11 protein-coding genes are annotated in these 15,367 nt (G+C 50.3%); 2 read left to right on the top strand and 9 right to left on the bottom strand.

All coding sequences use genetic code 11. The annotated features are described in order from the left end of the window. Positions 1-160 precede the first annotated feature (160 nt). Positions 161-520 carry a hypothetical protein gene (locus tag ACJJI6_RS13040; RefSeq protein ID WP_444892827.1) on the top strand — a complete coding sequence of 120 codons (360 nt, stop codon included), beginning with the start codon at positions 161-163 and terminating at the stop codon, positions 518-520. 46 nt (positions 521-566) lie between these two features. On the opposite strand, the gene ACJJI6_RS13035 is transcribed toward ACJJI6_RS13040, so the two are convergent. Together ACJJI6_RS13035 and ACJJI6_RS13030 are read right to left on the bottom strand one after the other, a co-directional pair. After that, entirely contained in the window at positions 567-3,758 is a 3,192-nt protein-coding gene (locus ACJJI6_RS13035) for an efflux RND transporter permease subunit (protein WP_282934204.1), read from the bottom strand. A 99-nt stretch (positions 3,759-3,857) separates the two neighbouring features. Beyond that, positions 3,858-5,000, bottom strand: a complete 1,143-nt coding sequence (locus tag ACJJI6_RS13030) for an efflux RND transporter periplasmic adaptor subunit (protein WP_475710776.1) — start codon at positions 4,998-5,000, stop codon at positions 3,858-3,860. Between the two features lie 380 nt (positions 5,001-5,380). On the opposite strand from ACJJI6_RS13030, the gene ACJJI6_RS13025 reads away from it, so the two are divergent. Further along, a complete protein-coding gene (locus tag ACJJI6_RS13025) occupies positions 5,381-6,343 on the top strand; it encodes an AraC family transcriptional regulator (protein WP_475710774.1) in 963 nt (320 codons plus the stop codon). Here the strand turns inward: ACJJI6_RS13025 and ACJJI6_RS13020 are convergent. From ACJJI6_RS13020 to ACJJI6_RS12990, 7 genes are all read right to left on the bottom strand, one after another. Beyond that, complete coding sequence (locus ACJJI6_RS13020) at positions 6,340-6,624, bottom strand: hypothetical protein (RefSeq protein ID WP_413664439.1); 285 nt, start codon at positions 6,622-6,624, stop codon at positions 6,340-6,342. The genes ACJJI6_RS13025 and ACJJI6_RS13020 overlap by 4 nt on opposite strands. Before the next feature lie 156 nt (positions 6,625-6,780). Then, positions 6,781-9,093 (bottom strand): immune inhibitor A domain-containing protein, encoded by a 2,313-nt coding sequence (locus tag ACJJI6_RS13015; protein ID WP_475710772.1) that lies wholly within the window; start codon positions 9,091-9,093, stop codon positions 6,781-6,783. 284 nt (positions 9,094-9,377) lie between these two features. Next, positions 9,378-10,703: a sensor histidine kinase gene (locus ACJJI6_RS13010; RefSeq protein ID WP_475710770.1), complete on the bottom strand. Its 1,326-nt coding sequence runs from the start codon at positions 10,701-10,703 to the stop codon at positions 9,378-9,380. Continuing rightward, positions 10,703-12,055, bottom strand: coding sequence for a sigma-54-dependent transcriptional regulator (locus ACJJI6_RS13005; RefSeq protein WP_475710768.1), 1,353 nt, complete (start codon positions 12,053-12,055; stop codon positions 10,703-10,705). Before ACJJI6_RS13005 ends, ACJJI6_RS13010 begins: the two co-directional genes overlap by 1 nt. A gap of 102 nt (positions 12,056-12,157) precedes the next feature. Beyond that, positions 12,158-12,697, bottom strand: a complete 540-nt coding sequence (locus ACJJI6_RS13000) for a nuclear transport factor 2 family protein (RefSeq protein WP_475710766.1) — start codon at positions 12,695-12,697, stop codon at positions 12,158-12,160. 134 nt (positions 12,698-12,831) lie between these two features. Then, positions 12,832-14,040 (bottom strand): ABC transporter permease, encoded by a 1,209-nt coding sequence (locus tag ACJJI6_RS12995; protein WP_444912150.1) that lies wholly within the window; start codon positions 14,038-14,040, stop codon positions 12,832-12,834. A gap of 9 nt (positions 14,041-14,049) precedes the next feature. Next, complete coding sequence (locus ACJJI6_RS12990; RefSeq protein WP_475710764.1) at positions 14,050-15,363, bottom strand: ABC transporter permease; 1,314 nt, start codon at positions 15,361-15,363, stop codon at positions 14,050-14,052. Positions 15,364-15,367 lie beyond the last annotated feature (4 nt).

Here is a 15,367-nt window from a genome sequence, read left to right as displayed (position 1 = left end):
GCCGCTTTTTGAGCCGATGTGAGATGGCGGTATGGGGGCACGCAGTTTATTTTGACTCCATTGTTTTTTCCTGAGTGGAGTAAAAATTAAGACTGGATCGTTTTATTTTGGGATGCCGATTTAAACAGGTTTAATAATGAGGGGTGCCAATAGAAGCTGGATGCGAAATGTTATTGTCGCAGTGGATCAGCTGGGAAATGCCATTGCCGGTGGTAATCCCGATGCAACAATATCGGCACGCTGTGGATATTTTTCCAGAGTGACGGAAACCCGTTTTCGCCATTATTGGAGATTTTTGGAACGGGTGATTAATTACACCTTGATGCCAATAGATGGGCCGGATCACTGTTACCAGTCTTATCTGTGGGATCGCGCTGAGAAGCACGAAGAGGGCAGTGACTATATGCGAGCCCTTCTGGGGGTGATCGTTATTATTTTTTGTGTACCCATGGGATTATTGATTCGGGTGTATGTAATTTTATTTCCGAGAGCCCGCTGGAAAAAGGAAACGCGCAAATAGAAAAAAGCCCGGGCGCATAGCATTTATGCGCTCGGGCTAAGCGGGGTTAGGTGTTAGCTACTTGCTCCAGAGGTAAGTTACTCTCCTGGCTATCTGTAGTGCGGGCAGCTGATAGTTTGCCGCCGGCAATCTTGCGCAGGGCAACATAAAATACCGGAGTGAGGAACAGGCCAAACAGAGTTACACCGATCATGCCGGTAAATACGGTAATGCCCATGGCATTGCGCACCTCAGCGCCAGCGCCGCCGGCCAATACCAGTGGAACAACACCGGCAATAAAGGCGACTGAAGTCATAATGATCGGGCGCAGACGCAGGCGACAGGCTTCCAGTGCAGCCTCGACAGTGCCTTTGCCTTCCATTTCCAGTTCGCGGGCAAATTCCACGATTAAAATAGCGTTCTTACAAGCCAGCCCCATCAGTACAACCAGCCCGACTTGAACAAATACATTGTTGTCGCCGCCAGTAGCCCAGACACCGAATAGTGCAGCCAGCAGACACATGGGCACGATCAGGATCACCGCCAGTGGCATTACCCAGCTTTCATAGAGGGCGGCCAGCACCAGGAATACCAGTAGTACTGCGAGAGGGAAAACCACCATAGCGGCATTGCCCTGGTTGACCTGCTGGAAGCTGAGGTCGGTCCACTGGATTTGCATGCCCGGTGGCAGGGCTTGGCTGGCAACCTGCTCAACCGCTGCCAGTGCCTCGGAAGAGGACAGCATGCTGGGATCGGACTGCCCCATCAGATCGGCTGCGGGATAGCCGTTGTAGCGGATCACCGGATCGGGTCCGTAACTCTGGCGCAGGGTCACCATGGTGCTGATGGGCACCATCTCCCCATTCATATTGCGGGTGTAGAGATTATCGAGATCCTGCACTTCATCGCGGAAGGGTGCGTCAGCCTGGGCAACGACCTGGTAGGTGCGGCCGAAAAGGTTGAAGTCGTTGATATACATAGAGCCGAAGTAGAGCTGCAAGGTGCCGAACAAGTCGTCCATGCGCACACCCTGAGCCTTGGCCTGTAGTCGATCCACTTCCGCGTCCATCTGCGGCACATTGGCCTGGTAGGAGCTGAAGGGGTAGCTGAGGCCGCTGGCTTGGCTCAGGGCGCCAGCCAACATATTGGTGGCGTTTTGCAGCTCACCGTAGCCGGCACCGCGACGGTCCTGAACATAGAGGGAGTAGCCGGAGCCGGCACCCAGACCGAAGATGGGCGGCGGCATAAAGGTCATGGCAAAGCCTTCCTTGATCTGTGAGATCTTGCCATTTAGCTCCGCAGCGATTTCCTGGGCACTGCGCTCACGTTCATCGAAATCGTCGAACAGGATAAATACCGTGCCCACGTTGGGGGTGTTGGTACCTTGCAGGGCATTGAAGCCGACAAAGGCCGCGGCGTTGGCAACACCTTCTGTTTCCAGGGCCAATTCACTCACGCGGCGAGCAACTTCCTCGGTGCGGTCCAGAGAAGCACCTTCCGGCAGGCGGATACTACCCACCAGGTAAGTCTTATCCTGAACCGGAATAAAACCGCCGGGCACCTGTTGGAACAGGGCGAAAGTACCGCCGAGCAATATCAGGTAAACACCAAATACGATACCGCGACGCTTGAGGCTACCACCAACGATCCGCTGGTAACGCTCGGAATTGCGCTGGAAGAAGCGGTTGAACGGGCGGAATATCCAGCCGAACAAACGCTCAATAATCCGCGCGGGCATATCCGGTTTGGCGCCGTGAGGCTTCAACAGAGTTGCCGCCAGAGCCGGAGACAGAGTCAGAGAGTTGATCGCGGAGATAATAGTGGCGATGGCAATGGTGGTGGCAAACTGGCGGTAGAACTGGCCGGTGATGCCGTCCAGGAATGCCATGGGCACAAACACTGCGCAGAGCACCAGGCTGATCGCGACAATCGGGCCGCTCACCTCGCGCATGGCTTGGTGGGCAGCGGCTAAAGGCGTCAGTCCCTCCTCGATATTCCGCTCGACGTTTTCCACCACCACAATGGCGTCATCCACCACAATACCGATGGCCAGCACCATAGCGAACAAGGTCAGGGTGTTGATTGAGAAGCCCAACATCAACAGCACCGCAAAGGTGCCGACAATAGATACCGGTACGGCCAACAGTGGGATCAATGAGGCGCGCCAGGTTTGCAGGAACAGGATAACTACCAGAACCACGAGCAGCACGGCTTCCAGTAGGGTCTTGATCACTGAGCTGATGGAGGTGCTAACAAAAACCGTGGGGTCGTAAGCGACTTCCCACTTGAGGCCTTCCGGGAACTGATCATCCAGTTCAGCCATTTTCTCCCGTACCGCCGCAGAAACCTCCAGTGAGTTGGAGCCGGGGGATTGGAAAATAGGGATAGCGACAGCCTGGCGGCCGTTGAGCAGGGCGCGCAGGGAGTCCTGGGAAGAGGCCAGCTCTACACGGGCCACATCTCGCAGGCGGGTGATCTCACCATTATTGCCGGTCTTGAGTACAACATCGCCAAACTCCTCTTCACTTTCCAGGCGGCCTTTGGCGTTAATGGAAATCAGGAAGTCGGAGCCGTTCGGCATGGGGGAGGCGCCGATCTGGCCGGCGGAAACCTGTACGTTCTGCTCACGCACGGCACTGACAATATCGGCAGCAGTAATGCCTACGGCGGCGGCTTTCTGCGGGTCCACCCACAAGCGCATGGCGTAGTCACCGGAACCGAATACGGCGGCGAGGCCTACGCCGGGAATACGCGATAGCTCATCGCGAATATGCAGTACGGCGTAGTTGCGAATATAGGTAGCGTCGAGGCTGTCGTCCGGTGAAATCAGGTGCACCGCCATCATCAGGTTTGGTGACTGCTTCTGGGTAGTAACACCTTGCAAGCGGACATCTTCGGGCAGGCGCGGCAGGGCCTGGGACACCCGGTTTTGCACCTGTACCTGGGCTTGGTCCGGGTCGGTGCCCAACTCAAAGGTCACGTTCAAAGTCAGGGTGCCGTCACTACCAGCCACTGACTTCATGTAGATCATATTTTCCACGCCGTTAATCGCTTCTTCCAGCGGCGTGGCTACAGTTTCTGAGATCGTCTTAGGGTTGGCGCCAGGATAGCGAGCACTCACTTGCACGCTGGGGGGTACAACTTCGGGATATTCGCTGACCGGCAGTGAGGGAATACTGATCAGGCCGACGACGAAAATAATGATCGACAACACGGATGCAAATATCGGTCTGTCGACAAAGAAACGGGAAAAATTCATATACTGCTACTCCGAGAGCGACTTAGTCAGCCGCTCGGATTCCATTGATAGGATTAGCTGAATGTATGGGCTCACTTCGGCAAGCCCCTTGCTCTTTGTTTAGTGGCCGGCGACTTGGGTCGCCTTTACCTGCTCCTGCATGGCCACCATTTCCGGTGCGACGGGCATGCCCGGGAAGAAAATCTTTTGCAGGCCATTCACCACAATTTTCTCGCCGGGCTCCAGGCCGCTGCGGATAACCACTAGGTCACCTTGGCGTTGGCCAGCGACCACGGGGCGCTTTTCGGTGACATTACTGTCGTTGACGATGTAAACATAGCGGCGGTCCTGATCGGTAAGAACCGCTTTGCTATTGATTAAAACTGCCTGTGAAACCTCTTCAATTGGCATTTCCACCCGGGCAAATTGCCCCGGTCTGAAAAAGCCGTCCCTGTTGTTAACCACAGCGCGGAACTGAATAGTGCCGGTATGGCTGTTCAAGCGGTTATCAATAAAGTCCAACTCTCCACTGTGTGGATAGCCCTGCTCACCGGCGAGACCTACGCGCACAGTAGGTTTTTGCCCGCTATTAAGTAAGTCGCGGCCCTTAGCAAAAGTCTGTTCGTCACTTTCGAAATACACGTACATTGGGTCGACAGAGACCAGGGTTGTCAGCAGGGTGCTGTCGGCATTGGCGAGATTGCCTTGAGTAACCAGGGCGCGGCTTACTCGGCCACTTATTGGTGCTTTAACTTCAGTGTATTGAAGGTCCAACTGGGCATTTTCCAGCGCTGCCTCGGCGGCGCTGAGGGCCGCTCGGGCCGAATCTCGCGAAGCGATACGCCGATCGTATTCCTCGCGGGAGATGGCTTTGCTGTTGAGTAGCTGTTTTGCCCGGCCAGCTTGCTTCTCGCTATAGGAGAGGTCGCTGCGAACCCGAGCCAGGTCTGCGCGGGCGGCGCGTTCGCGGGCCTGGTAAGGGCGGGGGTCAATGGTGAACAGGACATCGCCCTGCTTGACCAGAGTTCCCTCGGCAAATGAAACCTTGTCGATATAACCGCTAACCCGCGGGCGTAGTTCAACGGTTTCTGGGGCTGCCACACGGCCGGTAAAGCTGCGCCACAATGTCGTATTTCCTGCAGATACCTGGGCGACCTCCACGGCTGGGGGAGGCGGTTGTTGACCGCTGGGTGCGTCACTGTTGCAGCCGGCGAGTACCAGTGCAGATACGCCGAATAAAACCGTCGTTAATTTTCTTACCATTACGCGTGTACTCCCTTTGCTACGGAGGGGGAAGGGCTATTGGGTGCTTCTCCCAGTAAGGGCGTAACTCTAGCGGTGGCCAAGTTGGTTGCGGTATCCGGGAACTGTTAATTGATTGCCTATTTCTACTTAAGGCGTGCTTTTGGGTTGGAAGGATCACATTCTGGTGGACGTGTAAATAACTGGATATATAACTAGTTATCGCAAAAAGTGATTAAGATATTACAGTGACTGTAGGCCTGTTAATCGATTATGGTTACCTATTACTGCACAGTAATTGCCCAATCCTGCAAAACTGCGCGGAAATTGCCTAAAACTCCGTATACTCTGTGCCACTTCGTGTTGAGTCGTGGAATTGTTAGCGGGCACAAGGGGAGCATATGAGCATTGAAAAAAGAGCGGAATTCAACTCTGTCGCCATGGATATGGAGTCGATACGGCAGAAACTGATTGCCTCCCTGATGCGTCAGGCACCGGAACAGGGATTAAATGAAACAGTACTGGGTGGTCTCTCCCTGATTCGCTGCAACGAGCCGGGAGCCTGTGCGGCATCGGTGTATACACCGTCCCTGAATTTTATTATTCAAGGCCGCAAGACCTTGGAGCTGGGAGACCGGGAAATTTCCTATATGCCGCTGAGCTATGTGGCAACCTCAGTGCACTTACCGATCCTGGGGCGTGTTGAAGACGCTTCCCTGGATACTCCGTTTCTCGGCGTAAAGATAACGATCGATCCGCAAGAGGTGGCAGACCTGGTTCTGGAGTTGGGGGATAAGGCTCCTGGAATTGAGGCGGGGTACGACTGCCCGGAAGTCAGCTGCGGCCTGTGCCTGACCAAAATGGACTACGGCATGTTGGATGCGCTTAACCGACTAGTCTCTCTGCTGGATAGCCCCAGAGATGTGCCCATATTGGCTCCTCTCGCGCGGCGTGAAATTATCTATCGTGCTTTAATGGGGGAGATTGGCGCAAAGATGCGCAAATTCGCCATGGCTGATAGCCAGGCAAACCGCGTATCGCGGGTGATTGAGGTACTCAAGGACCGTTTCTCAGAACCGCTGCGTATCAGTGACTTGGCCGACCAGGCCAATATGAGTGAGTCATCCCTATATCACAGCTTTAAGCAGATCACCCGCATGTCCCCGTTGCAGTTCCAGAAAAAGCTGCGCTTACATGAGGCGCGACGCTTAATGTTGACCGAGGGGCTGGAAGCGGCTTCCGCCAGCTATCGGGTTGGCTATGAGAGCCCCTCTCATTTCAGCCGTGAATACAGCCGCATGTTTGGTCTTCCGCCCCGCGCGGACGTGATTAAATTGCGCGGTGAACAGCGGGTCCCAGCTTAATTTGAAACTGGGTTGCCCTGCTTCAGAACAAATAAGCTACACCACCCTTCGGGACTGATATCGCCCTCCACAACCAGGCAGGCATTGGGGGGCTCAAACAGCTGACAGTCCACGCACTTTTTCCCATCCTTGGGAGTATCCTGGTAATTTACCTTATCTTTTTGCGCTTTGATTTGGGCCTGAGCTGAGGGTGTTGCAATAAATGTGGCAGGAATTAAAAGTAGCGATGTCCCTGAAAGCTTAAGAAAGTGGCGACGGGAGTTGTCTAGAGGCTTTTCCATAAATGAACGCCTGAATGATGAAAATAAGTTTCTGGCATTCAGGTTAGCTGGAGAAGGGAGTTTTGCTCAAATTAAAGGCTTTGTTTTAAGCGGTAATCTTATTCTATTTGTTAAATTGGAGACGGCGCCATGTAGGCGCCGTCTGTTTTTACTTCTTTACTTGGTTACGCGTATTTTAGCTACAGATTTATCTCCGCTGCGAGATACGACCCGAACCTTTAAGCCGTAAGGTGTGATAGCGCGGCCGGCATCTGGTATTTCTTCGCTGCTATAGCTCCGGGTGTCATTAAACAATGGGTAGCGGCGGTTGTGAGTGTCACTTAAGAGTATGCCGTAGTCCTCGAGTAAATCCAGAACCATGTCGTCGGCTCTTTCGATGTTAAATGTGGCATCGTGAACCTGATAGCGGGTACTGGCAACGGAATCATCACTCCATCTCAATACATTTTGGTCGGCATCAACAACTCCGAGGAAGCCGTTTCCTGGGTGTACGCCAACCCAGTTATTATCGTAGCTGGAATCTACGTACCAAACCAAGAGGCCTTCTGTGAAAGTGAGCATCTCGCCGGCTACATTCACATGTGCCAATCCGGCATCAACGCCGCGATGCGTACGCCATTCGAGTAAGTAGTAGTGATCGTGCTCGAGATAGCCTGGGTTTCGGCTAAAGCCTGCAAGGCTAAAGTTGCCATCAGTTTCAGCATCATCGAAAAGGAATGTTGTGTCATCAATTTCGATGCTGATGTCATCGGCAAAAAGACCTGAATTCGCTACGGCGCCATCAGTAATATAGGCAAGTGAAAGGCTAATTTCTTGCCCGGCGTAAGCGCTTAGATCGAATGTAACGTCAATCCAGCCCTCGGAGCTACCAGTAATACCATTACCTGGGTTGGTGCCGTTGGGGTTGGTATCTGTAGTTACTGAACCAGGAATGGAGACAAAGCCATCACCGGAATCTACCATGATCGCGGCGTAATCCCAATCCAGCTCAATGTCGTACCAAGCTTTGAAAGAGAGGCTTGCTGTTTCTGCATTGCTCAGATCAACAGATATTGTCATAGAGTTTTGCAGGTTGTTGCCGCTACCGCTGAAGTAGGCGTATTCTCCACTGCTGGGTTCGGTAACTATTTCTTGTTTTGCTGGTAGGTCAATTCGTACTGCATCGTTATTGGTCCCCTTATTAACCGCTTCATCGAGTAGCAACTCGATACCGCGGCGAGGAATTTCATCTAGTGCAATAGTTTCACCATGAAGCCAGTTACCACCATGGTTGTGTTGCAGGTATTCCTTGGCATAGGCAGAGAAGCCGGTGGGCTCTGAACCCGGAATAATACCGGCCCAGCTACCACTGGACATAATGGACCAGGAGGAGACGGGTTCACCGCGACCGCTACCATCGGTATCGTATTCATCGGGCAAGCCCAAATCATGGCCATATTCATGGCTGACAACCCCTGCAGCGGCGTCCGCCGGCTGAATGGTGTAATCATAAGCAGCCATAGTGCCGCCCCAGTAATCTACCTCCGCAGTAGTTCCTTCAAGTGAATAGACGCTGCCAAGGTTCCAACGGTGAGACCAAATGGCGTCTTCACCCAGTTGCCCGCCACCTGCTTCTTCACCAACCGAGGAGTGGAAGATCATGATGTGGTCTACCAAACCATCTGCTTCCCAAAAATCGCCATCACCATCCAAGTCGTAACGGTCTTCAATATCAAAATCTGACAGGTTTACTGCGGGGTCGGCAGCTGCAGCTTCCAGGGCCTCACGAATTAGGGAGCGAGCATCACCATCAGTGTTATTGCCGTAAAAAGCTGCTGGTTGGCTGGCCATATACCAACCTGCTACAGAGCCTTCAACTGAGTAGCTGTTACCGGATTGCTGCCAGTAAAACTGTTGCATGGATAGCATGTTTTCCCCACTGGGGCCTTCAAAGCCGTTTTGGGAGAAAAGTAAGTCAGCGTAATGTTCAGCGGCGTAATCCGCGTAGTACATATCACTTTCCCCGGGCTCGATGCTGTTATGGGGAAAATCGGGGAACTCCATCAAAATAGCGAGAACCCGTGCAGTTTGGGCTTCACCATCGTAGCTCTCAAGTTGAATGTTTCTAGGGTGGCGGCTGCCATGGTTGCGGTGAAGGGAACCTTTGCCCCTTTTAAGCCGGGGGTGGTGTCCTCCTCGGGCATCGCGCATCATCGTTACGGTATCGCTGGAAAGATCTTGAGCCCCATTAATGCTATGGGTGGCCCGCTCTTTTAAATAAACCCGTAAAGTGCGTTCAGCTTCTGCAATAGAAGCATCTTGGCTGATGCGCCCAGAGCGCTTGAGCATATCAATTAATTTGGCTTCATTGGCAATGACCAAGTCAACTTGATCACCATCCTTTTGAGATGAATTAACGGCGTGGGCATTGACTGTCATCAGGCTCAGTGCAAGCGCGCCGACGGAGAGCAAACTGTTTATTTTTAGCATGATCCCTTCTTGTGCGTTCCGAGATGATTTTAAGTTCTGAAATTAGACATAAATAAAACTTACTAAAATAGTCAGATTTCAATTTGTGGCAGCTCAGATTCTTTATTATTAGCTACAGAGGGATGACGTTTTAAGATGATTAGGCCGCAATAAATTTATGGGGATTTAGCGTAATTTTAAACTAAAGTGTGACATCCATTTGATCACTGAGAAATTTTCCCGATGATGTTATTGGAAATTATTTCCCCATCTGGATGGCTTCTGTAGCATAACTTGTTGCACATTTAATTTTTATTGTTTTTCCATGGTAGCCAGAGGCAAATTTGTAACCCTCCACCGGGGCGGTTTAAGAGTTGTATGTGCCCATCGTGTGCATCAATGATTTCTCGGCAGAGCGCTAAGCCCAGGCCGACACCTTGCTCTTTAGTTGAGAAAAAGGGGAGCAAAGCCTGCTCGAGCACTTTCTCACTCATGCCACAGCCACGATCGGAGAGTACTAGTTTTTGCCCAAAGTTATCGGTGCTGATTTCAAGTTCTATGTCACTGCTTTCACTGCCGGCTTCTCGTGAATTTTTAATTAAGTTAAGTAGGGCTTGCTCTATTTGAATTGGATCAAAGTAACCCGGTTCTTCGGGTGGGGTACCTTTTAGAGAGAAAGCTTGAATGGGCATTATTCGGTTGATCAGTTCTTGCCAGTCAACGGTCTCGCAGCTTGGAGCTGGCAGCTTGGCAAAAGTGGCATATCCCTGTGTGAACTCTGTCAGGTGTTTACAGCGGTCTGCGATAATATCGAAAACCTTCTCCAAAGCCCGTTCTTTGCCAGGTTTTGTTGCCAGCATTTTTCCAGAATGCGCAAGTGATGAAATTGGGGCTAGAGAATTGTTTAGCTCATGGCTGATCAAACGGATAACCTTTTTCCATACTTCCACCTCTGCGCGAGTCAGTTCGCGCGTCATTTCGCGCAGTACAATTAGGCGGTGTTTTTGTGCGTTCAGCACGAAAGTACTGTTACCTATATGCATGGAGTGTGGCCCATGGATGTCGGTGTAATTAAATAGGCCGTTTTTCCAGCTATAAATAGCGCTAGCGATTTCCTGAGGGCTTTTGAGTAGGACTTTTTGTAGATGAAGCCCCTGTATTGGCCGGCCGCTATTCAGTAGCTGTTTGGCACTGCTATTCGAATAAATGATGCGGTCGTTTTGATCGACCAGTAAAAGGGCTTGTGGAGACGTTTGGATAACAGTATCCAAAAGGAGTTCTCGCTGGTAAATATGAGCGCGCTCTTTGCGCAAGTGTTCGCCAATCTCATTATAAAGGAGGGTTATTTGGCGGAGTTCATTGTCCTTGGGGGAGACAATAGAAATGGAGAAGTCTCCATCGCGAAAATTTAGAAGACCATTTTGTAGTGACTTTAGGGTGCTAGTTAGGGGAGCAATTATAAGGCGAACCAGTACAATTAATAGTGGCAATGAAACCAAAACTGACGTTGCCCATGCGAGTGGTGGGGCAAAGCCTGCTCGAGTGCCGAGCCAGAAAATAGTAATACCAGTAATTATAGGCAGGGCCGCCGTGGCAATAAGGCGGCCTTCAAGTGAAAAATATTTCGACATCAATAGGGTATACCGTGTTTTTCCAGGCGGCGGTATAGTGCTTGGCGGCTCATACCGAGTTCTCGCGCAGCCTGGGCAATAATGCCATTGCAGTTGGATAGTGTCTCTTGTAGCAACTCACGGCTGGGCTCAAAACTCACTTCCACTTTATCGGTTGGCATTTGCTCAGGAAGTGCCAGGACGGCTTCATCGATAGTATCCTCCTGACTTAGGACGGCCGCTCGCTGCATAACATTTTGCAGTTCCCGCACATTGCCGGGCCAATGATAGCGAGTAAGGGCGCTTAACGCTTGAGGAGATAGCTTTTTTGAGTTGCCACTTTCCGCGAGGAAGCTCATCGCGAGAGGAGGGATGTCCTCAGGGCGTTCATGCAGTGGCGGGAGGCGCAGTTCTATAACATTGAGTCGATAAAATAAATCCTGGCGAAACTTGCCTTCCTCGATAGCCTTGTGGAGATCCCTATTGGTAGCACTGATTACCCGAACTTTGGTTTTGCGGGTTTGGCTGCTGCCTAAACGCTGGAATTCCCCGGTTTGTAGTACGCGCAGTAGTTTCACCTGGCCACTGGGTGACAGTTCGCCAATCTCATCGAGAAACAGGGTGCCGCCATTGGCGGCTTCAAACCTGCCCTCGCGTGCCCGATTGCCGGCGCCGGTATAGGCTCCGGGTTCGGCTCCGAACAGCTCTGCTTCCATCAGATCTTCCGGCAGTGCACCCACATTAACTTTAATAAAAGGCCCTTCTCTAGATGAAGAGTTCGCCTGGACAATCTCAGCAATCTTCTCTTTGCCGGCCCCATTTGGCCCTGTGATCAGGATGGGAACTTCAGATTTCGCTACTTGAGTGGCCATCTCCAACAGCTTTTGCATTTTATCGCTGCGGTAAATTATGCCTTGTAGTAAAAAGTCCTCCCGTAATTGGCTGCGAGCATTCAAAGCTTGTTGCTGGGATGCCTGCTGGCGCTTTTGTAATTCTCCCAGTTCCAATAAATTGTTTATTGTGGATATTAGTTTATTATCATCCCAGGGCTTACCCAGGTAATCAGCAGCACCAGCTCTGACTAACTCGACGGCCATTTCTAGTTGAGTCCAAGCGGTCAGCAGGATAATCGGAAGGTCCGGATTTATTTCCCGAATCGCAAAGAAGAGTTCTTTTCCCTCTTGTCCAGAGGTTGTATCAGCGGTGAAATTCATATCCTGGATAACCAGGCTAACATCGCTGTTCTCTCGTAGCAGTTGTAGTCCGGCTTGAGGAGTAATCGCACAAAGTGGCTGCAAGTCATGCAGGGACAACAGGATCTCCAGGGCGGAAACGATACTGCTGTTGTCATCAATAATAAGTACTTTGTCCATAGTTTCTAAGACACGCTATTAAGGCGCCTATTATGCAATGTGTTGGTGGCGAGGGGGAATGCTTGTGGCAGGTTTTCTCTGCCACAAATAGATCTGGAAGGGCTAGTGGCCGATATGTTGCTCGGCAGGTTTGTGGTCGAAGCTGAGCACCCTTGCTAGCTGCCACTTTCCATCTACCCGTTTCCAGAGATGAGTGAACTGAGAAATTTCCCGTAAGACTTCAGATTTGTCGTCATTGATGCCGTAAAATCGATGGGTGCCAGATTGAATAGCGCCATAATGGTTGACTGGGTAGATTTTAGTGCTCTCGATTACCAATTCACGACGTGCACGAATACCACTTCCATTTTCACGCTGTTCACACATATTGGTAATGGCCTTGACAAACTCTTCTCCAGACTTTGCTGTTTGACCCCACTTGTCATGGTACATTTCAAAGTCATCGGTAACCAGATTTTGTGCTTCTCTTAGATCACAATTATTGAATAACGCATCAAATAAGTGTTGGTCAGCTTTTGTAATTTGTTGTACTAGTTCTTCAGTTACTAGTGGGCCAGCAATAACCGGATGTTTTTCAGCTTGTAAGTTTGGGCTAATGAAGGTTAGCCCCACAAAAAATAAAGAAGATATTTTTTTAAGCAAGATCAATGTCCCTATTGTTTTTTTACTGGGGGGTATGTCGACCGAATGTGGCAGATAAACCATGAAAATGAATGAGGAAAATTTTTACCTTATCTTGGGAGTGAGCAATTAGCTCACCCCCTAAAGGTTGTTGTTTAAATACTTCGGGTGGCTGTCGCCGGCGATATATTGGCTGCTCGTAGTGCTGGGGCAAGTGCAGCTACAAGGCTGACTAAGAGAACCAGTAGTGCACAAATAACTAGAGGTACAATTGTTAAAGTAGGCTGTGAGTAATCGCGAACCATATATTGATTGGCAATCAGTGCCGCTGCACTTCCCACTGCGATACCCAGGCTCGCTATCATTCCATTCTCTATAAGGAAATACCGGCTGATATTGGTACGGGTAGCGCCTAATGCACGTCTAACACCAATCTGCTTGGCCCTTTGATTAATCCAGAAAATGGTTAGACCTACAATGCCAAGAGCTACAATAAAGCTCAACATGGCTGCAACAATAGAAAGTACTTTAACCATCATATTGTCGATAGCATAGCTGCGCTTGACATACTTGGAGAGTGGTTCGACAGAGATTACTCGCTGAGGGTCCCGTTCAGAAAGCTTGTCAGCTAACACCTTCATTACCTCATCGCGTTTGCCCGGTTCAGTGCGCACTATATATTTTGCATAACGCCTATTTTTTATTTCTGGGTAAAACATCACATTGCCAGCTTTGGACCATCCAACCCAGGCTCCCAGATGCCGCTCTACAACTCCGACTATTTCCATCGGTTCAGAGCTACCACCGGAGAAAATTGGCCGCCCTATAGGATCCTGATTGGGGTAGAACTTGTCAGCAAGTTGCTGGGTGATAATGACAACAGGTTTTTTTGTAGCCTCGTGAGAGTTGCTGGCCTGCATATCGGCCTCGGTAAAGTTACGACCTGCAACTAACTTTAAATTGAGGGTGTTGATAAAGTGTGGATCAACTTGATAATAGTTGGCTCCTTCTCCGCCGATTTCCTGGTTGGCTTTATTGTGATATACCGAAGACGATCCTGATTGCGATAGAGGGATTTGTTGAGTGATCGAAGCATCGACAACATTTGGAAGTTGACGGAGAATCCCCAAATCGGCTCGTACCGCCCCAATTGTGTCGTAGTCTTTTGGTATTGCCATGAACCCAATAGTAATAATGTTGTCTACATCGATTCCTGTGGGCCGGTTTATCTTTTCTACTCTATCTTGGATTATTATTGCTGTGTTGCTGATTATTGCCAGGGTTAAGCCAAGCTGAAGGGCAATCAGCAGTGCAGAAACTTTGTTGCGCCAGAGGGCGGACAGCATCGGTTTTAATTCAAGCATGGTCAGGCCTTACTGGGTTTTCAGGTAGATAGAAGGGTTGGTTTGACTGATCTTCAATGCTGGATAGAAACCTGCCAATAGGCTTGCGACAATAGCCAGGCCAATAGCCGCAACCATCATGACCCAATCCATAGTTGGGAGTGTGTCGATTTGGCCCATGGCCAGGTAGCGAATGCCGCTAAGGCCGAGTATGGCGAGAAAAATACCTGCTACTCCGCCGATGATTCCTATGGTTGCGCTTTCAATTAAGTGCTGGGTGAAAATCGCACTTCTACTTGCTCCCAAGGCGCGACGTACACCAGCTTCTGGTGCCTTGCGTAGAAATTTTGCCAACAATAATGCAACGGCATTGATAATACATACCAAGAGAAACGCCAAAGAAACCCACCCAAGAATGCGGTTGTCATCGCTGAGTACCTCATTGAGAACCAACCACTCAGATGGCTTACTCAAGGCAAACTTTAGTGGTCGCTCGAAACGTCCTTGAGCTTTCTCTTGCTGAATATAAGCGCGAAGAAAATTTTCGTACTGTGCTTTTTGTTCGCTAGTTGTAAGTTCAACCCAGTATTGAACCCAGAGATATTCACTCTGTAGAAACTCTTCATATCCCTGCGGATCGGCATTGTCCCAGCCATTGGTGTTGCCCCAGCTGTGAATTTCCAATTTGCGGTGTAAGCCAAAGGGTATGAATAACTCTTCTACTGTATCAAATGGGCTGTTGTTGACATCATATACCTTTGGTGAGGGCTCCCAAGTGTCGATAACGCCCACTACCGTATAGGGTTCGTCGTTGAGTTTTATTGTCTTTCCAACGCTATTTTGACCAGAGAAAAGCTTGTCATTTGTCGGCTTGGAAAGCACAACTACTTGAGTAGGAGAGCTATCAGCAGACTCCTCCCAGGTGCCGCCATAAATAAAGGGCACATCGAACAAAGCGAAAAAGTCTCGGGTAGTTACCCGGGTATGTGATTCAAAAGGTCTAATAGCAGAGTTATCAATTTCAACGGTAAAACCGTAGCGATGCATGGCAACTTGGCGGGTGGGAATATCTGAGCGCAATAACGCTTCGGCGTCCCGATAGGTCAGCTGCCAGGGTATTTCATTTTTACTTTTGTAAGCTTTATTAACATCCCAACTGTCTAGCTGTACGGCAAAGAGAACGTCGTCTTTGTGCTTTAAAGCATTCTGGGACATGGTGTAGTTCAGGGTCAGTACTGTCATAGAGGCACCGACACCGACTGCAATAGCGGCAACCATTAAGCTGCTTAAAATCGGGGTTCCGCGCAAACTTCGTAGGGCGAGGGAAATATAGTATCCAAACATGGTG

The organism is Microbulbifer maximicatervae (SeqCode) (genome assembly GCF_056232625.1).
This window is presented reverse-complemented; position numbering and strand designations above follow the sequence as displayed.

What these genes read in the sequence shown, in the direction of transcription:
- ACJJI6_RS13040 (WP_444892827.1), top strand. Translation starts at nt 161, where the DNA reads ATGCGAAATGTTATTGTCGCAGTGGATCAGCTGGGAAATGCCATTGCC.
- ACJJI6_RS13035 (WP_282934204.1), bottom strand. Translation starts at nt 3,758, where the DNA reads ATGAATTTTTCCCGTTTCTTTGTCGACAGACCGATATTTGCATCCGTG.
- ACJJI6_RS13030 (WP_475710776.1), bottom strand. Translation starts at nt 5,000, where the DNA reads ATGGTAAGAAAATTAACGACGGTTTTATTCGGCGTATCTGCACTGGTA.
- ACJJI6_RS13025 (WP_475710774.1), top strand. Translation starts at nt 5,381, where the DNA reads ATGAGCATTGAAAAAAGAGCGGAATTCAACTCTGTCGCCATGGATATG.
- ACJJI6_RS13020 (WP_413664439.1), bottom strand. Translation starts at nt 6,624, where the DNA reads ATGGAAAAGCCTCTAGACAACTCCCGTCGCCACTTTCTTAAGCTTTCA.
- ACJJI6_RS13015 (WP_475710772.1), bottom strand. Translation starts at nt 9,093, where the DNA reads ATGCTAAAAATAAACAGTTTGCTCTCCGTCGGCGCGCTTGCACTGAGC.
- ACJJI6_RS13010 (WP_475710770.1), bottom strand. Translation starts at nt 10,703, where the DNA reads ATGTCGAAATATTTTTCACTTGAAGGCCGCCTTATTGCCACGGCGGCC.
- ACJJI6_RS13005 (WP_475710768.1), bottom strand. Translation starts at nt 12,055, where the DNA reads ATGGACAAAGTACTTATTATTGATGACAACAGCAGTATCGTTTCCGCC.
- ACJJI6_RS12995 (WP_444912150.1), bottom strand. Translation starts at nt 14,040, where the DNA reads ATGCTTGAATTAAAACCGATGCTGTCCGCCCTCTGGCGCAACAAAGTT.
- ACJJI6_RS12990 (WP_475710764.1), bottom strand. Translation starts at nt 15,363, where the DNA reads ATGTTTGGATACTATATTTCCCTCGCCCTACGAAGTTTGCGCGGAACC.